16 protein-coding genes and 1 pseudogene are annotated in these 18278 nt (G+C 64.7%); 9 read left to right on the forward strand and 8 right to left on the reverse strand.

The annotated features are described in order from the left end of the window. The first annotated feature begins 1 nt into the window (after nucleotide 1). Nucleotides 2–1524 (forward strand): annotated as a pseudogene (locus tag BMF89_RS06850) (DUF222 domain-containing protein). Between the two features lie 5 nt (nucleotides 1525–1529). Here BMF89_RS06850 and BMF89_RS06855 read toward each other — a convergent pair. From BMF89_RS06855 to BMF89_RS06870, 4 genes are read right to left on the reverse strand one after another with little or no spacing between them, the layout of a single operon-like run. Next, complete coding sequence (locus BMF89_RS06855) at nucleotides 1530–2561, reverse strand: HAMP domain-containing sensor histidine kinase (RefSeq protein WP_078106325.1); 1032 nt, start codon at nucleotides 2559–2561, stop codon at nucleotides 1530–1532. Between the two features lie 11 nt (nucleotides 2562–2572). Then, on the reverse strand, nucleotides 2573–3247 hold the full coding sequence (locus tag BMF89_RS06860) for a response regulator transcription factor (RefSeq protein WP_078106326.1): 675 nt from the start codon (nucleotides 3245–3247) through the stop codon (nucleotides 2573–2575). Between the two features lie 5 nt (nucleotides 3248–3252). Then, nucleotides 3253–3906 (reverse strand): VTT domain-containing protein, encoded by a 654-nt coding sequence (locus tag BMF89_RS06865; RefSeq protein ID WP_078106327.1) that lies wholly within the window; start codon nucleotides 3904–3906, stop codon nucleotides 3253–3255. A gap of 10 nt (nucleotides 3907–3916) precedes the next feature. Further along, nucleotides 3917–4711: a phosphatase PAP2 family protein gene (locus BMF89_RS06870; protein WP_078106328.1), complete on the reverse strand. Its 795-nt coding sequence runs from the start codon at nucleotides 4709–4711 to the stop codon at nucleotides 3917–3919. 168 nt (nucleotides 4712–4879) lie between these two features. Between BMF89_RS06870 and BMF89_RS06875 the strand changes: the two genes are divergently transcribed. From BMF89_RS06875 to BMF89_RS06885, 3 genes are read left to right on the forward strand one after another with little or no spacing between them, the layout of a single operon-like run. Then, nucleotides 4880–5665: an alpha/beta hydrolase gene (locus BMF89_RS06875; protein ID WP_078106329.1), complete on the forward strand. Its 786-nt coding sequence runs from the start codon at nucleotides 4880–4882 to the stop codon at nucleotides 5663–5665. A 19-nt stretch (nucleotides 5666–5684) separates the two neighbouring features. Beyond that, on the forward strand, nucleotides 5685–6581 hold the full coding sequence (locus BMF89_RS06880; RefSeq protein WP_078106330.1) for a hypothetical protein: 897 nt from the start codon (nucleotides 5685–5687) through the stop codon (nucleotides 6579–6581). Nucleotides 6582–6630: 49 nt separating this feature from the next. Beyond that, nucleotides 6631–7473, forward strand: coding sequence for an IclR family transcriptional regulator (locus tag BMF89_RS06885; protein ID WP_078106331.1), 843 nt, complete (start codon nucleotides 6631–6633; stop codon nucleotides 7471–7473). Between the two features lie 138 nt (nucleotides 7474–7611). Here the strand turns inward: BMF89_RS06885 and BMF89_RS06890 are convergent, their stop codons facing one another. Beyond that, a complete protein-coding gene (locus BMF89_RS06890; RefSeq protein ID WP_078106332.1) occupies nucleotides 7612–9093 on the reverse strand; it encodes a cytosine permease in 1482 nt (493 codons plus the stop codon). A gap of 135 nt (nucleotides 9094–9228) precedes the next feature. Further along, nucleotides 9229–9990 carry an FCD domain-containing protein gene (locus BMF89_RS06895; RefSeq protein WP_078106333.1) on the reverse strand — a complete coding sequence of 254 codons (762 nt, stop codon included), beginning with the start codon at nucleotides 9988–9990 and terminating at the stop codon, nucleotides 9229–9231. Nucleotides 9991–10071: 81 nt separating this feature from the next. Here BMF89_RS06895 and BMF89_RS06900 point away from each other — a divergent pair, with 81 nt between their 5' ends. The 4 genes from BMF89_RS06900 (at nucleotide 10072) to BMF89_RS06915 (ending at nucleotide 14710) form a co-directional block, all read left to right on the forward strand. Then, nucleotides 10072–10962, forward strand: coding sequence for a carbon-nitrogen hydrolase family protein (locus BMF89_RS06900; protein ID WP_253190736.1), 891 nt, complete (start codon nucleotides 10072–10074; stop codon nucleotides 10960–10962). Nucleotides 10963–10972: 10 nt separating this feature from the next. Continuing rightward, nucleotides 10973–12322, forward strand: coding sequence for an APC family permease (locus tag BMF89_RS06905; protein WP_139359579.1), 1350 nt, complete (start codon nucleotides 10973–10975; stop codon nucleotides 12320–12322). Nucleotides 12323–12376: 54 nt separating this feature from the next. Then, nucleotides 12377–13180 (forward strand): carbon-nitrogen hydrolase family protein, encoded by an 804-nt coding sequence (locus tag BMF89_RS06910; RefSeq protein WP_078106335.1) that lies wholly within the window; start codon nucleotides 12377–12379, stop codon nucleotides 13178–13180. A 78-nt stretch (nucleotides 13181–13258) separates the two neighbouring features. Beyond that, nucleotides 13259–14710 (forward strand): cytosine permease, encoded by a 1452-nt coding sequence (locus BMF89_RS06915; protein WP_078106336.1) that lies wholly within the window; start codon nucleotides 13259–13261, stop codon nucleotides 14708–14710. 31 nt (nucleotides 14711–14741) lie between these two features. Here BMF89_RS06915 and BMF89_RS06920 read toward each other — a convergent pair whose 3' ends face one another. Together BMF89_RS06920 and BMF89_RS22585 are read right to left on the reverse strand one after the other, a co-directional pair. After that, nucleotides 14742–16328: an arylsulfotransferase family protein gene (locus BMF89_RS06920; protein WP_078106337.1), complete on the reverse strand. Its 1587-nt coding sequence runs from the start codon at nucleotides 16326–16328 to the stop codon at nucleotides 14742–14744. A 195-nt stretch (nucleotides 16329–16523) separates the two neighbouring features. After that, nucleotides 16524–16658, reverse strand: coding sequence for a hypothetical protein (locus tag BMF89_RS22585; protein ID WP_290439667.1), 135 nt, complete (start codon nucleotides 16656–16658; stop codon nucleotides 16524–16526). A 367-nt stretch (nucleotides 16659–17025) separates the two neighbouring features. Here BMF89_RS22585 and BMF89_RS06930 point away from each other — a divergent pair, with 367 nt between their 5' ends. Next, nucleotides 17026–18249 carry a hypothetical protein gene (locus BMF89_RS06930; RefSeq protein WP_078106338.1) on the forward strand — a complete coding sequence of 408 codons (1224 nt, stop codon included), beginning with the start codon at nucleotides 17026–17028 and terminating at the stop codon, nucleotides 18247–18249. Nucleotides 18250–18278 lie beyond the last annotated feature (29 nt).

The following is an 18278-nucleotide window of genomic DNA, read 5'->3' on the forward strand; positions in this document are numbered from 1 at the left end:
TATGGCCGGTATTCGGGGAACGCAGCTGATCGGAACCGGCGCGCCCTCGGGCAGCGCGGGTCCGGATGCTGCCGTGCCGGGCGTCCGCGTGCACGAGCTGATCGACTCCGTGAGATCGCTTCGGCCAGGCGCCGACAGTACTGACCTGATCAACCAGTTGCGTGGCCTGGAGGACTTGAAGTCGGCCATCGCCGGCGCGCAGGCGAGGATCGCCGTGGCGTTCGACGCCGTCCAGCGCAGCGCCGACGCCGCGGCCGGTGTCCCGGCCGACGAACGCGGACGCGGCGTCGCAGCCCAGGTGGCTTTGGCCCGGCGGGAGTCCCCCGCCAAAGGATCCCGGCTCCTCGGACTCGCGAAGGCGCTGGTCACCGAAATGCCGCGCACCCTCGCCGCCTTGGAATCGGGACGGTTGAACGAATGGCGCGCGACCCTGCTCGTGAAGGAAACAGCCTGCCTGTCCGCCGAAGACCGCTGCGCCGTGGACGAGGAACTGGCCGCCGACACCGGCACCTTCGACGGCATGGGAGATCGGGCGATCCTCGCGGCGCCCCGGGCCGCGGCCTACCGGCGGGACCCCCGCACCGTCACCCAACGAGCCAGCCACGCCGCCACCGAACGGCACGTCAGCCTCCGCCCGGCACCGGACACCATGACCTACCTGACCGCGCTGCTTCCCGTCGCCCACGGCGTGGCCGTGCACGCGGCCCTCTGTCCCGGCACGCCGACACCCTCCGCAACGCCGGCGGGGAGACCCGCACCCGGGGACAGATCATGGCCGACGCCCTCGTCGAACGCACCACCGGCACCCCCGCAGGAATCGGCGGCGTCGAAATCCAGCTTGTCATGACCGACCGCACCCTCTTCCAAGGCGACGCCGAACCGGCCAGGCTCCGCGGCTACGGCATCGTCCCCGCCGGCTGGGCACGGAAACTCCTCAACGACAGCAGCGGCCATGGAACGTCCGCACAAGGTCAGTCCGAGGACGGCCAAACAGGTCCCGGCCAAAATCACGATTTGAAGGTCTGGCTCCGGCGCCTCTACACCGCCCCCGCAACCGGCGAACTGGTCGGCGCCGATTCCCGTGCCCGGCTGTACCCGGCCGGGCTGCGGCGCTTCATCCAGGCCCGCGACGACACCTGCCGCACCCCCTACTGCGACGCACCGATCAGGCACATCGACCACATCATCCCCTGGCACCACGGCGGCACCACCAGCCTGGCCAACGGGGCAGGACTCTGCGAAGCCTGCAACCACACCAAAGAACTCCCCGGCTGGACAACACAAACCCGGACAGCGCAAAACGGGACAGCAACAACCAGCCCCGGAACACGGCACGTCCTCGACATCCGCACCCCCACCGGCCATACCTACCAATCAACAGCCCCGCCCCTGCCAGGAGACGGGATGCAGGGCACAGATCCGCCCTATACCGTCGCTTCAGATTCCAGGCGCCACCGACGCAAGCTACGGCACCACGCCAAAGCGCTCAAATACGGCCAACCCGCCAAACCGCAGGCCGCGTGAGTAAACTATGCCGGGCCCGGCGCCGTGTCTTTCGGAGAGGCGTCTTTCGCAGCCGTATCTTTCCCAGCAAGCGGCAGCGTGATCTTCATGACCGTTCCCTTTGGCCCGCTGCGTTCAACCTCCACGGCACCGCGGGCTGCCGTGATGATTTCACGGACCAACGCCAAGCCGATTCCGAAGCTGCGCTGCCCAGGTGCGCCCTCAGGACTGTGTGTCCTCACGAAGCGGTCAAAGATCCGGGTCTGGTCCACTCCCTTGATCCCGGCCCCGGAATCCGCGACCGTGACCACCGCACGGTTGCCGAGTACCGCCGTCGTAATTCCTACTTCGCCGCCGGCAGGGGTGTGCGCCAGCGCGTTGTCGGCCAGGGCAAGGAGGGCGCGGCGGAAGCCATTGCCGTCTATGAGCGCGAACGGGCGGTCCTTTTCCGTCAGGATGACGCGGACGTTTTTCTCCCCTGCGAGTTGTTGCAGGCTCTCGACGACGGCGCGCGCCACCTTGGCGAGATCGCTCGGCTCTGCGGGGGCAGCCGCCGGCGAGCCTGTCGCCGCGACAAGCAATTCGTTGACGATGCCGGTGAGGGTCGCGGTGTCATTGCGGATGCGAGCGAGTGCTTCCCCGGTTTTGGAGTCCGCGGGGGCATCGCGCTGGGCGAGCTGGACGCGTGCGTCGAGGATGGCGAGGGGTGTGCGCAATTCGTGGCTGGCGTCCTGCACGAACCTTCGTTGCAAGGCCAACGCTTCTCCCAGGGACCTGATGGCACTCCGAGCGCTGAGCCAGCCGATGGCCCCGGCAAGAAGGATCCCCGCAATCCCGGCAACGATCATGGCCTTCAGGAGGTCCTTGGTGTCCAGATACGCGTAGACGGAGTCGGATTCGCCTGGTCCAGGCAGGGATGGATGCTGTGCTTGGTTGAAGAGGTAGATCGCCGCGGCCGCCAGCAGGCAAAGAACCAAAACCGCACACGCCGCGCTGATACGCACCGCGATCTTGAGCGACGCTTTGCGGAGCGTCGCCTGGTCCGGGTTCTCACTCATGGGAATGGTCCTCAATCATGGGGCTCGCCGATCTGGTATCCGAGGCCGTGGACCGTCCGGATCACCGTTTTGGAGATCTTGCGGCGCAAGTGGTGGACGTAGGTGTCGATCACGCCGGGCTGGTCCGTGGGGTGGAACAAGGTGTTGATGAGGTCTTCACGGGTGAAGACACGTTCGGGTTCGCCCGCCAAGGTTTCGAGGAGCCCGGCTTCCTTCGCCGTCAGCGTAACGACTGAACCGTACACGGAGCGCATGGAGCGTGCACCGGCGTCGAGCTCCCAATCCCCTATTTCCAGGGACTGGGGCGGCTGGGCGTACGTCCTGGTGAGGGCACGCAAGCGGGCGGCAAGTTCCATGGCATCGAACGGCTTGCTCATGTAGTCGTTCGCACCCGCGTCGAGGCCCCGGATCTTCTCATCGGTGGCACCGAGCGCCGTCAGGATGAGGATCGGGGTGGCAATCCCTTTGGCACGGATGGCCTTGATCAGTGCGATGCCGTCCATGACCGGCAGCCCCCGGTCGATGACCATCGCATCCCAACCCTGGGTCAACGCGAGGTGGAGCCCATCGCCCCCATTCACAGCCAAGTGGACAGCGAAGTCCGGCTCCAGGAGTTCGCTGATAAGCGGCCCCAAAGCGGCGTCGTCTTCGACCAGGAGGAGGCACGGCCGCTCAGCTGTTGTCATGCTGTCTATTGTTCCCCGGCGTGCCCGTTTGCGGCCCCCACTTTGACCTTGCGTCGCTTTTTGAGGAACTCGACTCCCCACGGAAGGACTGAGATCAGGACCATGATGACGGCGATCGCATCAATGTTCTTGGCAACGAACTCGTAGTGTCCCAGCCAGGAGCCCAGGAGCGTCACGGAGGTCGCCCAAATGACGGCACCGGCGATGTTCCATAGTGTGAAGGATTTGTAGTTGTAGCGGGCGATGCCTGCACTCAGCGGCGCGAATGTCCGCACAATGGGGACAAAGCGGGCCAAGACGATCGCCGGGCCGCCGCGGCGTTTGAAGAAATCTTCGGCCGTGTCGAGGTGGGCGGTCTTCAGCACGCGTGCGTCGTCCTTGAACCAGCGCCGTCCGAACTTGCGCCCGAGCATGTAGCCGATCTGGTCTCCGGCGATGGCGGCGGCCGATACGACGGCGATCAATACCGGCAATTCAAGCTGCAATTGCTGGTGAAGCAAGCCGGTAGTGAAGAGCAACGAGTCACCGGGCAGGAAGGGGAACAGGAGACCGGACTCGATAAAAACGATCAGTGCCACGACGCCCAGCGCCGCGGGGCCCATGCCCTGGAGGAGGGTGGTGGGATCGAGGAACGCGGGCATGGCAGAAAGTACGTGCATGGGGTCCTCCTCAGGATCCGTGTGCGTTGGTTGCGGTGGCTTCCGACGCGGTTGCTTCCGGGCGGGCTTCAGAACCAGCACCAAACGGCAACCGCGCGAAAACGCGCGGTGAGTACCGGTTCCAAAGCCCTGCCAAGACGATCACTGCGGCGCTGGTGGCCAGGAATGACGCCACAACATCGCTGGGGTAATGGACTCCGATGTAGATCCGGGACCACGCCACTACCACTGCCAGCACGGCACCGGCCCAAGCGGTGATGACTCCCCACCGGGTTCCCCGGACCAGGAAGTACAGGGCGAAGGCGAGCGCCACGGCAAAGGCGGTATGGCCGCTGGGAAAGCTGTTGGAACCCGTCTCCGGAGCCAGGGGGTCGAAAAGAAGCGCGGGGTTGGGCCGGTGGCGGGCAACGATCAGTTTGAATGCCTCGCTGGCAACCCAGCCCGAACATGCGAAGAGCACAAACATGACCGCACGCACGAAGGACTTGCGGACCAGGAGAAGGTACAAGCCGATCACCAGGACAATGCAAGCTCCCGCTACAGGGGCGAAGAGGAAATTCAGTGCCATGGCCACGGTAGTCAGTGCACCCACGTGATGCCGGCTGAGTTCCTGGTCCACACCGAATTCACTGGTGGTCAGGCCCGCAACAGACTGAACGCTGAAGCCAATGGCCAGTACTGCCGCGGCCAGGACAATGCCCCACAGAAGCCAGTACCTGGGCTGGGGAAGCAGCGGCACACTGTGACGGACGACGGCGGAAGGGCGGCCTTCCGTGGAAGTGTTGTGCTTGGGGTGTGATCGCATGGTGTCTCCGGTTCGGGGGTGACGGCCGTGGTACGGCCTGCTTCCACTCTGGCGCGCAGCACTTAAGAAGCTCTTAAGAACTCCTTGTCACCGCCCTTCCCCTTGACCCGCACGTGGCTGGGCCGCAGAGTTTAGGGACCGACTGTCCGCCACATCGAAGGGTCTGGAATGTCCGAATTTGCGATCTCGAAAGACGGTACCCGCATCGGCTACGACCAACACGGCGAGGGGCCTGCCGTGATTCTGGTCGGCGGTGCGATGCAATTCAGGGGCTTCGACGCCAACACGGTGGAAATGGCCAAACTCCTGGCCGCCAAGGGATTCACGGTGCTGAACTACGACCGGCGCGGCCGAGGGGAAAGCGCCGAGGCTCCGTCATTCACCCTGAAGGACAACATCGACGATCTCGCCACGCTCATCGATATTGCGGGCGGCCAGGCCGCGCTCTTCGGGAGCTCTTCCGGCGGCTCTATTTCCCTGGCCGCCGCGGCAGCAGGCCTGCCCGTCACGAAGCTCGCGCTCTGGGAGACTCCGCTGAGCGAAGAACTCGGCACCGGCGGGGCTGAATTCTTCGCCGGGCTCCAGGAACGGGTCAACTCCGGCGACAAGGCCGGCACCATCGAGTACTACATGAAGGACATGCCGCCGGAGTGGCTGGCCGGCGCCAAGAACAGTCCAGGATGGCCCATCATGATCGAATTGGGCCCAAGCCTTTTGGCCGATGCCGAATCCCTCGCGTGGTCCCAGTCCGCGCCTCGCGCTGAATTGTGGTCCGGCATCACCCAGCCCACTCTCGCGATCGTCGGCGAGCAAACCATTCCGATCATGCCGAAAGCGGCCGACTCCATCGTGGCCAACATCCCCAGCGCCCGAAAGGCCACCATTCCAGGCGCCAACCACGGCTGGGAACCTAGCGTCATGGCCGACGCCTTGGCCGAGTTCCTCGCCGAGTAGTACGGCAACCGCTTCCACCATGGAACTGGCCGCGGTCGCCGTCGAGCTCTACACGCTGGTTCCCTCGGCCTTCACGGCAGCCCGCACAGCGCGGGCCAAGGAAGCCAAGTCCGCGGGGGACGCCGAACTGGCGAAACACATCGCCCACTTGCCCAAGCCCTCGACCGCGGCGTGGGCGGTGAACATGCTCGTCCGGCACGGCACCAAGGAATTCGCGGGGGTGTTGGAGCTGGGGGCATCGCTCGGGGAGGCACAGGAGCAGCAGGATCACGACCGTCTCCGCACTCTCGGCCAACAGCGCCCCCGCGTCCTGGGTGCCGCCGTCGAGCAGGCCCGGACAGTGGCGGAAGGCCTCGGCGTCAAGGTCAGTGGCGCTGCCGCCATGGAGATCGAGGCAACCTTGAGGGCCGCCATGACCGATCCCGGCGCTGCCGCGGCGCTCCGCGGCGGGCAGCTTGTGCGTTCGCTCGCCACGAATGGATTGGAACCCGTGGATCTCTCGGGCGCGGTGGCGATTGCGGGCGCGCTTCCCGTGGTGGGCCCGAGCAAAGAAGAGCCCGACGACGGCGGGCGGCAACGCGGGAGGGCAGACTCACAGCGGGCTCGCGCCGACTCGGAGCGCGAACGCGAGAAGGCGCAAACCGCACTCGCGGAAGCAGAGCGCAGCGCGGACAAGGCCGACCTGGAACTCGCCCAGGCCGAGCGCGAAAAATCGGAGGCCGTGCGCCGGAGCGAACAACTCGCCGTCGACGTCAAAGCCGCCAAGGACAAGCTGGCCGCATTGCAACAGGAGCTTGCCGAGACGGAGTGGGCGATCACCCTGGCCGAGCGGAACCGCAAGCTGGCAGCCCGGCTAGCCGAGCGGGAGCGTCGGGCCGCGGAGACGGCGCGGGCCCGGCTGGCGGGGTTGTCTTAGCGGGTCGAACGTCCGGTATACCGGACAATCCGAGGCGTATTCTGGGACGATGTACAGTCACTCCGTGCGGCCCAAGGCGCCGGCCGCGGCCCAGGTGCTGGCGGTTCTTAGATACGTCGCCGGCCAGGCCGGCCCGGTCAGCGCATCAATCATTGCGCGCGATGTTGGCCTGCCTCGGTCCACCACATATCAGCTCATTGCCTCATTGATCGACGACGGCTTCCTGGTCCACCTTCCCGAGGAGCGGAAGTATGCCTTGGGGGTGACCGCCCATGAGTTGGGGACCGGGTATTCGCGGCAGGCTCCCATTCAGCGGATCGCCCGGTTCCCCCTGTCCCGGCTCGTCGCCCGGACCCGCCGGACTGCACACCTTGCCGTGATGCACGGGCGGGACGTCGTCTACGTGATCGAGGAGCGGGCCCCGCGGCAAAGCCCCTTGGTCACCGACACAGGAGTGCGCCTTCCCGCCCATCTCACGGCGAGCGGCCGGGCGATGATGGCCCAAATGGACCCCGCGCAGGTGGCCGCGCTTTTCCCAGGACCGGAGGCCTTCGCGGAGCGCCACAGCAACGGCCCGCAATCCTTGCCAGCGCTGCAGGATCTCTTGGCGCGGGCACGGTCGCTCGGATACGCCTGGGAGCAGGACGAGGTCACAGCGGGATTTTCCTCAGTGGCCGTCGCCGTCCTCGACCGGCAACGCTATCCCGTGGCCAGCGTGACATTGACGGTGTCGAACCGGGCATTCCCCGGCGGGAGCACGAGGCACAGGGCAAAGGACGCCGAGACGCCAGAGGAACGGGCGGTCCGCATCGAAGACGTCGCCAGGGAGTGGATTCCGGAAGTGACCCGGTGCGCCAGGGAGATCTCCCGCAGGCTAGGCACCCAAGCCTGATCCCGACGTCGTTCCCTCCTTGGCGTCGGGACGCCCGCTCACATATACGGCCAAAAGAAAGGACGCCCGCTCACCTCAGGTGAGCGAGCGTCCGCCGAAAACACCCCAAAGGTGAGCGAGCGTCGGAGGGGGCAGAGACTAAACTGACGCGGCGTTCGCCACGGAACCGGCTAGCGGAGCTTCTGCCTCCGAGTCGGGTTCCGTCGGGTAGACCATCTCGGCCGGAGCGTTGGAGTTCCTCTTGGCCAGCGGATAGAACACGATTGCGGTGACCACGAGGCCTACGAGCCAGGAGATGTCGGCCCCGCCCAGAAGGTCGGTCATCGGTCCCGTATAGAGGCTTTGCGCCAGGAACGGGATCTGGACGACGATACCGATCGCGTAGCTGAGCAGCGCGGTCTTGTTCCAGCGCCCGTAGCGCCCGTTCAGGTCGTACAGAGCCGGAATGTCCACCTTCTCCTTGGAAACCAGGTAGTAGTCCACCAGATTAATGGAGCTCCACGGGATGAAGACCATCAGCAGGAGAAGGACGAAGTTCTTGAAGTTGGCGATGAAATCCGGGGAAGCAAGGACGGCGATGAGCACCGAGAGCCCGATAAAGCCGATCACGTAGGCAAACCGGGTCCATGAAGCTACTGCGGACTTGCGGGTGAACGCCGTGACCGAGGTGAGCATGGTCATGTAGCCGCCGTAAGCGTTCAGCGTGTTGACGGTAAGTTTTCCGATCACGATCACCAGGTAGATGACCACCGCGACCAGTCCGCCACCACTCAGGTTCCCGAGGAAAGCGACCTGGCCGTCCAGGAACCGTGCCCCCTTGGGCAATGCGAGGGCGGCGAAGAGCGCTCCCAGGGTCATGGACCACTGGGACCCAATCACCGTGCCGAGGTACGCCGACATGAAGGTCTTGCGTGCCGGTGTTTTGGACGGCAGGTACCGGGAGTAGTCGGCCACGTACGGGCCGTAGGTCAGCTGCCATCCGGCCCCCAGCGAGATGGCGAGCAGGAAGGTGGGGAACTCGAAGCCGCCGGCACCTAGGAGTGCGCCGACGTCCTGGCTGGTCAACAACCTGATGCCCAGGTAGGTGAAGCCGAGGACACCCACGACGGTCGCAATGCGGCCCAACATGTGGATGTACTTGTAGCCCAGGGTCGCCACGACGATGGTCAGCACCCCGAAGACCACCATGCCCACCGCCGGGGTGTCCGTGTGGAGGATGAGGCCGATTGCTTGTCCTGAGAGGACCGTTCCGGTCGCTGCGAAGCCGAGGTACATCACGACCACGAGCACCAAGGGAATCACCGCCCCGAAGATCCCGAACTGCGCACGGCTGGAAATCATCTGCGGCAAGCCCAGCTTCGGCCCCTGGGCCGCATGGAGCGCCATGACCGCGCCACCCAAGAGGTTTCCGACCAGGAGGCCGATGATCGCCCACAGCGCATCGGCGCCGAACAGTACGGCCAAGGCGCCGTCGACAATGGCCGTGATCTGCATGTTCGCCCCGAACCAGAGCGTGAACTGCTGGCCCGGCGAACCATGGCGTTCATTTTCCGGGACAAAGTCGATGGAACGACGCTCAACGCGTGGCCCGCCCGATCCCGTTTTTCCTGTGGCCTGCATGCCTAATCCTCACTTTGACAACCGAAGTCCGATGTCCCCAACTGAGAATCAATCAGAGCACGCCAAGTGATACCGATCACGGAAAGGCGTCCAGGATTAGTCCGAGATCCCGGACGATAAGGCAAGCGCCGTCGTTTACCCCATTTTGCGGCCATCGCCGCCGGCCAGGCCCATGAACATCGTCTTGTGCAACACGTCCACGTGCCGCCGCGATACCTCCACGGCCGCGCGATCGTCGCCGTCCCGCAGGGCGTTGACGAGCGCAATGTGGTCCCGGTTGGATTCGTGGAGGAACTCGATAGGGTACGGGATGAAGTAGGCATAGAGTTCCGCCAACGCCTCGTTGTAGACGTCGACCGCCGCTCCAAGGCCCGACGACGCCGCGACCAACCTGTGAAACCGCTCGTCGGCCTGGTGGTATTCGGACCAATTGCTTGATCCGGCCATTTCCCGGGTAAGCCGCTCCAGCTCGTCCAGTTGGGCCGTTGTGGCATTGACTGCGGCGAAGTGGGTGACCGCGCATTCGAACAGCAGCCGGCGGTCCACCAGCCGGTTCACGGCAAGGGATTCCGCGGGCGAAGCAGCGAGCTGCTCAAGCACCTTCTGCGGCGGCTCATCAGCGACAAAGGTTCCGCCGCCGCGCCCTCGACGGCGGACAACGACGCCCTGGTCAGCCAGACTGGCCAGGGCCCTCCGCGCGGTGATCGGACTGACCGACAGGCCCAGCGCGACGTCTTGCTGGTCGGGCAGCCTCTCCCCCGGCTGAAGCAGCCCCAAGGATATGGCCATGCCGATCCGCAACCGCACGGCGTCGATGGCGCTCCGGCGGTCGATACCGAGCAAAGGAGCAGCATCGATGGGAGAGTCGCCGGTGGCGTCCTCGAGCTGACGGGTCATATCCGCTACTTTACGTGGCAAAATCCACCTTCCTTTTATTTGATCATTATGATCTAATATGAGGCGAGTCACAACGACAACGTGGAGAAACCAGTGCAACGCATCCTTCCCCTCATCGCCGCCCAAGCGGCACCCCGACTGATCGGCGAGCCGATCCAGGCCTTCGCGGACGAGGTCGCGGCCGCCGTCGCGATCCAACCGCAAAGCAAGCTCGTGGTCTTCCCGGAACTGCACCTTTTCGGGGATTCCAACCCGGACCTGCAGCGCACGGAAGTGCTGCAGGACTCGGCCGAGCCGCTTGACGGTCCCAGCGTCAGCGAGCTACGGCAGCTCGCCGCGGACCTGGGGATCTGGCTGGTTCCGGGCAGCGTCTGCGAGCGCGGACCCGAGGGACAATTGTTCAACACCCAGTTGGTCCTTTCCCCGGAAGGCGACCTTGCCGGGTACTACCGCAAGATCTTCCCTTGGCGCCCCTTTGAGCCCTACGACCCCGGCGACCGGTTCACGACCGTCGACCTGGAAGGGATCGGCCGGGTGGGCCTGAACATTTGCTACGACGCCTGGTTCCCCGAGGTGACCCGCCAGCTGGCGTGGATGGGCGCCGAAGTCATCCTCAACGTCGTCAAAACCACGACGCCGGACCGCAAGCAGGAACTCGTCCTCGCCAAGGCAAACGCGATTGTGAACCAGGTCTTCATGGTCAGCGTCAACTGCGCGGGCCCCACCGGCACAGGACTCAGCCTGATCGTCGACCCCGAGGGAAACACGATAGCCGAGGCCGACGACGACGCCCCAACCCTTCTCGCCGCGGAACTGGACCTCTCCGCCGTCGAGCATGTCCGCACGCACGGGACCGAAAACCTCAACCGTCCCTGGTCCCAATTCCGCCCCGGCGAGCCGCCCATTGACCTGCCCGTCTACCAAGGCCGCATCGACCCGACCACGTGGACCCCGCGGTCCTCCAACTCCTAAGGAACCACCGGTGACAACACAACCGAGCCTCACGCGCGCCCTGAAACTGCCCTCGCTGGTCCTGTTCGGCCTCGCTTACCTGACCCCGCTCATCGTGCTGGCGATCTTCGGTGTGATCGCAGAAACCACCGGCGGAGCATCCCCGTCGGCCTATCTGGTGGCCATGGTCGCCATGCTCTTCACCGCACAAAGCTACGGCCGCATGGCGGTTGCCTATCCGGTGGCCGGCTCCGCGTACACCTATATCAGGCGCTCCATCGACTCCCGGATCGGCTTCCTGGCCGGTTGGGCCGTCCTGCTGGACTACCTGTTCCTGCCGATGGTCATCTGGCTCATCGGGGGCTCCTACCTCACGGCGCAGTTCCCGGACATTCCCATCGGGGTCTGGATTGTCGCATTCATCGCGATCACCACGCTGCTCAACGTGGTTGGCGTCAAGGTGGCTGACAAGGCCAACTACCTCCTGATGGCATTTCAGCTTCTGGTGATAGTCCTTTTCGTGGCCTTGTCGGTTGGAACCTTGGTCTCGACCTCCGGCGCGAGCGCCCTGGTCAGCACCGCTCCGTTCTTCAACGACACGTCGAGCTTCGACAAGATCACGGCCGGCGCCGCCATCGCCGCGTACTCGTTCCTCGGCTTCGACGCCGTGTCCACCCTCACCGAGGAGACCATCGAGCCAAAGAAGACCGTGCCGAAGGCGATCATGCTCGTGGCACTCATCGGCGGCGCGATCTTCGTGGTCGTGTCCTACACGACCCAGCTGATCCATCCCGGCGGGGTGTTCGACGATTCGGCGTCGGCGGCGTCTGACATTGCCCTGAAGATCGGCGGGCAGTTCTTCGGCGCCGTTTTCCTGGCGGGCCTCGTGGTGTCCCAGTTTGCCTCCGGACTCGCGGCACAGGCCAGCGCCTCACGACTGCTCTACGCCATGGGCCGGGACTCCGTCCTGCCGAAGAAGATCTTCGGGGCGCTGAACAAGTCCTTCCACACGCCGGTATTCAACCTCGTCATCACCGGCGCTGTGGGACTCATCGCCATGTTCCTGGATGTCGCCACCTCGACGTCGTTCATCAACTTCGGCGCCTTCACCGCCTTCACCCTCGTCAACGTCTCGGTCATTGCCTACTACCTGCGCCAACGTCGCTCGGGCCACCGGCTCAGCGTATTGTTCTATGTGGTCATGCCGGCGGTGGGAGCCATCATCGACGGGTTCCTGCTCTCCCAGCTCGATTCGAATGCCATCACGCTGGGCCTGATCTGGCTCTGCGTCGGCGTCGTGGTGCTGGGCATCATCACCAAGGGGTTCCGGAAGGCGCCGCCGGAGATGGTGATGGAGGAAAAAGAACCCGCACTGGTGTGAAGACTGGCCACAGTGTTTCCAGGGTCACAGCACATAGGGAGAAATGAGGAGTGCGTGCGCATCACCCTAGCCCAGATCGATTCCGGCACGGACGTCAGCCGTAACCTCGACCTCATCGCGGATTACTGCGCACGGGCAGCCAACGAGGGCTCTGAACTCGTGGTGTTCCCGGAGTACTCAACATACGAGAAAAGCCGGGTGGACCGGAGCTTCGTGGACATGGCCGAACCCCTTGACGGCCCGGTGGCCGCACGACTCTACGCGACGGCGGCACGTGACGGGATCGCCGTCGTCGCGGGCCTCCTGGAAGCGTCCGGTGAGCCCGAAGCGTCCGGTGAGCCGGACCGGGCGTTCAACACCTTGGTGGCGATCGGTCCGGACGGTTCCCGCCTTGCCAGCTACCGGAAGATCCATCTGTTCGACTGCCAAGGCTTCCGCGAATCGGACTACATCAAACCGGCGCAGGAGCCCGTGCCCGTCACTTTTTCCTGCGGCGGCATGACCTTCGGATTGATGACCTGCTACGACCTCCGCTTCCCCGAGTTGGCGCGCATCCTCGCCGACGCCGGCGCCGAGGTGCTCCTCGTCTGTTCCTCTTGGGTTCCCGGCACGGCCAAGACGGAGCAATGGGCAACCCTGGCCAAAGCCCGGGCCATCGAGAACGGGGTGTACGTGGCGGCGGTCTCCCAGACTCCTCCGGTGTCCATCGGCTACAGCATGCTCATTGATCCCCTGGGCATTGTCCTGCATGGCCTCGGCACGGAGCCGGCCTTCGCGACGCTTGACCTTTCACCGGATGCCGTCCAAGCAGCGCGGGACCAGTTCCCTACGTGGCGGCACCACCGGCTCCCCTGGTAATCCCGCGACCTCTTCTAGGCCGCCCCACTCTGTGCTAAACCAAAGTCAAGATGCACGATGCTCCGAAGGAGAAACGCGATGAGCACTACAACGGACAAAGGAGCAGGCCGAGGGCTGGAGGTCCGCTCGATCGACTATGTTCCCTTGAACGAGCGGCACGGCAAGGTCTCCCACATCGGACCGCTGTGGTTCGTCAGCAACGCCCAGATCGCCACCTTGGCGGTGGGATTGATCAGCATTACCACCGGCGGCAACCTGATCTGGTCCCTGCTCGCGATCGCCATCGGCGTGCTTGTCGGCACGCTTTTCATGGCGGCGCACTCTTCGCAGGGCCCGCAGCTCGGCTTGCCGCAGATGATCCAGTCCCGGCCTCAATTCGGGTATATCGGCGCCCTGCTGGTGTGGCTCTTTGCCTATCTTCAGTACGCTGGCTTCAACATCTTCAACACCATCCTGGCCGGCCAAGCCATCTCGGAATCGGTCAACTTCGGTTCCCAAAACTTGTGGTTCTGGGTGGTCACCATTCTCGCCGTCGTCGTCGCCCTGTTCGGCTACGACCTCATCCACGCCTTTGAGCGATACCTCACGTACTTGACCATTGTCATGCTGGCGCTGCTCACCATTGCAGCCGTCAAACTGGTCATGCCTGCCGGCGCATACAACCTGGCTGACTTCCACTTGGTGCCGTTCCTGGGCCAGCTGGGTGTCGCGGCCGGCTACCAGATCTCCTGGGCCATCTACGTCTCGGACTACTCCCGCTACCTTCCGCCGGCAAGCGGACGGGGCACCTTCCGGTGGACGTTCTGGGGCAGCGCACTCGGCGGTATCTGGGTGATGTTCCTGGGCGCGTACATCGGCGCTGCGGCCGGGGAGAACTTCGAAACCATCGGCTCGATCAAATCCACCGCCGACCAGCTCTTCGGCGGGTTCGGTGGAATCGCCTTGTTCGTCGCCGCCCTGGGCCTGCTGTCCGTGACGGCTTTGAACATGTACGGCGGTTCGCTGACCCTGATTTCGTCCATCGACAGCGTGCGGCAGATCCGGCCGACGCTGAGGATCCGGATCATCACGATCTCCATCACCGCCCTGATTTCCGTGGTCCTGGCAAACCTTGCTTCGGCCGACTTCCTCGCCAACTTCAACGACTTCCTGCTGTTGGTGCTCTACTTCTTCATCCCGTGGACTGCCGTCAACCTGACCGACTACTTCATTGTCCGCAAGGGCCACTATGCCATCGCGGAGATCTTCAAGCCTGACGGGATCTACGGACGCTGGGGCTGGCCCGGCATCATCTCCTACCTGGTCGGCTTTGTGGTGATGATCCCCTTCTTCTCTGCCGGCAAGCTCTTCGTCGGATTCATAGCCCACGCCCTCGACGGCGCCGATATCTCGCTGTTCATCGGACTCCCCGTCTCTGCCGGGCTGTACTGGCTGATGACGCGGCGCATCGACGTCGACGCAGAGACCCGCCTGGCCACGGCAGAAGCGGAGGAGGTGGAGGCAGCAGCGCACGAACACCTGCTGCCGTAACGCGTCCCGACAGACTCAGGCCGTTGCGATCTCAGGCGGTTGCGATGACCGTCGACCTCGCCAAAACGTTGCCGGACTTGTCCAAGGCCTCGACGGCGGCCCTCGGCGCGGCGGCCACCGCCGTCGAGGTTTCAAAGCCGCGACGCGGAACCGTCACTGCTTCGGACAGCGGCCCGGAGCCGGCTCCGGTCAGGAACCTCCACTTGGCGACCTCGGTTGCGCCATTCCAGCTCGTGTAGAGCTGCATCGTGGACCCGTTGCCCGGAGCCGCGGCCAAGTCGGGGACGGTGTCCGGCCGGCCTGTCCACGGCGAGCGGTAGGTGCGGTAGGAGGCGTCACCCAGTCCGGTCGCCTCGAATACCGCTTTCCCATCGGGAGTGAATTCGGTGGCGGCCGGATCTGCGCCCCAGCCGACCAGGACATGCCCGTTATCGAGGAACTGCAGGTTCCCTTCGGCGTCGCCCCGGTGGCCGCCCCGGCTGAACTCCTGCTTCACCACGGCGGTGCGAGCCTTTTCGTCGACGGCGAGGAGCAACCCGCGCGACGTTCCGGTGGTGCCCTGGTTGTAGTGGTTGTCGAACATGCTGATGATGCCGTTGGGCCGGCGCCGAACATCATGTTGCCAAGCGAAGACCGATTCAGGGGTCATCGAGAAGTCGCTGCGCTTCCCGCCCAGACGCCAACGGATCTTCCCGTCGGGACGGCCGATCAAATAGGCGGTGTGCGTGTGGCGGGACGAAACCAGGAGTGCGTCCCCGCTCTCGTCCACGGAATTGAGATGGAACGGATCGAACGCTTTCGTGGCATCGGAGCCGTCGGCCTTGGGGTTGTCGGACGGGCGCAAATGGGACTCAGTCAGGTCGATATGGTCCGAGGCCGTCCAATCGAAGAGGACCTTGCCGGAACGGATGGCGACTTCCTGGACATGGCAATCAAACATGTAGCCCTGCGCTGGACCGCCCACTGATGTCAGGTCATGCTGGACGGTCGGGTAGGAGATCATCAATGCCGTCCCGGCGGGGGTGATGGTGAACTCGTGCAGATCCGCTTGCATCCCGTTGCCTGTGTTGACCTCGGCCACGGTGCGATAGTGGACGTCCTTGAGGACGCCCTTCCCCGCGCCGTGTCCGCCGGTTCCGATTCCCGTCCAATAAGTCAGTACCGGCTGGCCTTCGAAGGCTTGCACGCGAAGGTCCGTCACGCCGGAGCCGGTCGGTTCCATCCATATCGGTTCCCCATGGTTGTCCATGATCAGCCCGTTCGAGCCATGGCCCATCGGTCCCACGAACAGCAGGCCCGCGCCGGTGGGTCCGGTGGCCCAGCTGGCAACGCGGGCAGCGGTCAAAGCGGTTGAGACGAAGCTACGGATCGCCGGAGCGGAAGCTGTGCTGCCCGCCGACGGCGTCGGTGACGCTGCCGGCGTCGGTGTCGCCGCGCTGACCGGGGCCGTTCCGCCGGGCAACACGCCCGTCCTCGCGATGCCGAGTCCGGCGACTATTCCCGCGCCTGCCATCCCCGCCCCGGTGAGGAATCCACGCCGGCTGACCCTGAAGCGGGACCCGCGGTGTTCCCGCGAGTCTGCCCGATCGCCACTCCCAGACTCCGTGTTCTGCTCCATCCCCTCAGGATAGAACTGGAATACGGCACGGGAACCGGACAGAAGCTGCAAGTTTGCTGTAAGAGCGCGGAGCGGGACCTCGGTGTGTGGCGGGGTCTGTCACGGCGTCACGCGGAGCAGGTTCTTGTTCCCTCTCATCCACCGCGAGCCCGGGATTCCGGGGTTTCAGCGGAGTCGCATTGCCAGAAATTTGCCTCACGTGACGCGGGTGGAGGCGGACTGTTGGTTGAGGTTGGCGTGCGCGGCTTGGTAGTCCGGGTCGCTGACGGGCTCGATCCACGTGGCGCTCATTCCGTTGTCGTGCTCCACCAAGGCCACGTGGCACATCATGTTGTCACGTGTTCCGCCGCCGTGCCAGTGTTCGGGTCTGGCCAAAGGGGTGGGAATGCCAGTTGGTGCGGGCGCCGGGGGTGAAGCGGACCCGTCGCCGCCCCGAGACGCGACGGCGCCTCGCCGTTGTGGAGGGGGTTGAGGTAGACGTCTCCCGTGAACCTCTCCGTCGGGGCTTTGGCCGTGCCTGCTGAAACGGGTACTGCAAGTGCCGGTAACCCAACGGTGCACCTCCGCATCGCCGTGGCGCATGGGACCGCGGAGGTGGATGTGACATGGGTGACAATAGTGACGTTTGGTGCGAAGCTTGTCACGCGAGTTGACTATTCTGTCAACCCGGGTCTCATTTGATCCTCAGGGAGAATTCGTGAAGAAGATTCTTAGCGTTTCCGGGGCGTTGTTGCTGTTGCTGGGTGCGGTCTCAGCAACAGCGCCGGCGGCAGTTGCCCAACCATCTCCGTCCGCCAATTGGCATGCGGAGAAGGCCTGCGCCGATGTCCCAGCCGGCTCTGCCTCGTGTTTTGCGCTCAAGTACGTCGATGATTCAACGAACGCGGGCCAAGCGCATGGAGGACAAGCCAAGCCTGCTTCGAGCACGCCACCCGCCACCGGCAAGACCCCTGCGGATATACAGAGCGCTTACAACATCACCGGCCTCCAGTCCGGCGGCCGAACGGTCGCCGTCGTGGATGCCTACGGCTATCCGAACCTTGAACGCGATCTCGGCGTTTACCGCTCACAGTTCGGCCTTCCGGCATGCACGGTCAGCAACGGCTGCCTCACGATCATGGACCAAAACGGCGGGAACAAGCTCCCCAGGTTCAATTCCGGGTGGGCTGACGAGACCTCCCTCGACGTCGACGCCATCTCGGCAGCGTGCCCGGACTGCAAAATCCTGGTGGTACAGGCGACAACAGCCAGCCTCACCAATCTTGGTACAGCCGTATCGACGGCTGCCAAGCAGCCAGGCGTCGCGGCCATCTCCAACAGCTACGGCGGCGGGGATTCGGCGGACTCCAGCTACGGTGCGTACTACAACCACCCGGGCATCGCCGTGACAGCGTCAACCGGTGACAACGGGTACACCGGCTCGTCCTATCCTGCTTCCTCGAGCTACGTCACCGCGGTGGGAGGCACCTCGTTGGTCAAGAACTCCAGTTCACGCGGGTGGGGCGAATCTGCCTGGTCCGGCTCTGGATCGGGATGCTCAAGTGTCAACGCCGCGTTGCCGGCGGCTGCCACCTTCGGCACCGGCTGCAGCAAGCGCGCCTCAGCGGACGTGTCCGCCGTCGCAGATCCGCAGACCGGCTTGGCAGTGTACGCACCGAGCAGCAGCACCACCTCGTCATGGGCCCAGTACGGAGGCACTAGCCTCTCCTCGCCCCTGATCGCGGCCATGTATGCGCTCTCCGGGAACACCGGCAGCTCCTCGGCACTGGCCAACTCCCTCCCCTACACAAACTCGGGGCACTTCAATGACGTCGCCTCGGGTTCGACGGGCACTTGCTCCACGAGCCAGTGGTGCCTCTCCGGCACCGGATGGGACGGGCCCACAGGCGTCGGCACTCCGAACGGGGTCGCAGGACTCTAAATATGCGGTAATCGCCCGAAGGGTGGCCG

This window comes from Arthrobacter sp. SRS-W-1-2016 (assembly GCF_002009585.1).
In the GTDB taxonomy this organism is placed as follows: Bacteria; Actinomycetota; Actinomycetes; order Actinomycetales; family Micrococcaceae; genus Arthrobacter; species Arthrobacter bambusae_A.

Excerpts from the sequence above, each read along its gene's own strand:
- BMF89_RS06920 (WP_078106337.1), bottom strand. The coding sequence starts at position 16,328 with ATGGAGCAGAACACGGAGTCTGGGAGTGGCGATCGGGCAGACTCGCGG.
- BMF89_RS06895 (WP_078106333.1), bottom strand. The coding sequence starts at position 9,990 with ATGACCCGTCAGCTCGAGGACGCCACCGGCGACTCTCCCATCGATGCT.
- BMF89_RS06890 (WP_078106332.1), bottom strand. The coding sequence starts at position 9,093 with ATGCAGGCCACAGGAAAAACGGGATCGGGCGGGCCACGCGTTGAGCGT.
- BMF89_RS06915 (WP_078106336.1), top strand. The coding sequence starts at position 13,259 with ATGAGCACTACAACGGACAAAGGAGCAGGCCGAGGGCTGGAGGTCCGC.
- BMF89_RS06860 (WP_078106326.1), bottom strand. The coding sequence starts at position 3,247 with ATGACAACAGCTGAGCGGCCGTGCCTCCTCCTGGTCGAAGACGACGCC.
- BMF89_RS06855 (WP_078106325.1), bottom strand. The coding sequence starts at position 2,561 with ATGAGTGAGAACCCGGACCAGGCGACGCTCCGCAAAGCGTCGCTCAAG.
- BMF89_RS06870 (WP_078106328.1), bottom strand. The coding sequence starts at position 4,711 with ATGCGATCACACCCCAAGCACAACACTTCCACGGAAGGCCGCCCTTCC.
- BMF89_RS06880 (WP_078106330.1), top strand. The coding sequence starts at position 5,685 with ATGGAACTGGCCGCGGTCGCCGTCGAGCTCTACACGCTGGTTCCCTCG.
- BMF89_RS06875 (WP_078106329.1), top strand. The coding sequence starts at position 4,880 with ATGTCCGAATTTGCGATCTCGAAAGACGGTACCCGCATCGGCTACGAC.
- BMF89_RS06865 (WP_078106327.1), bottom strand. The coding sequence starts at position 3,906 with ATGCACGTACTTTCTGCCATGCCCGCGTTCCTCGATCCCACCACCCTC.
- BMF89_RS06885 (WP_078106331.1), top strand. The coding sequence starts at position 6,631 with ATGTACAGTCACTCCGTGCGGCCCAAGGCGCCGGCCGCGGCCCAGGTG.
- BMF89_RS22585 (WP_290439667.1), bottom strand. The coding sequence starts at position 16,658 with ATGATGTGCCACGTGGCCTTGGTGGAGCACGACAACGGAATGAGCGCC.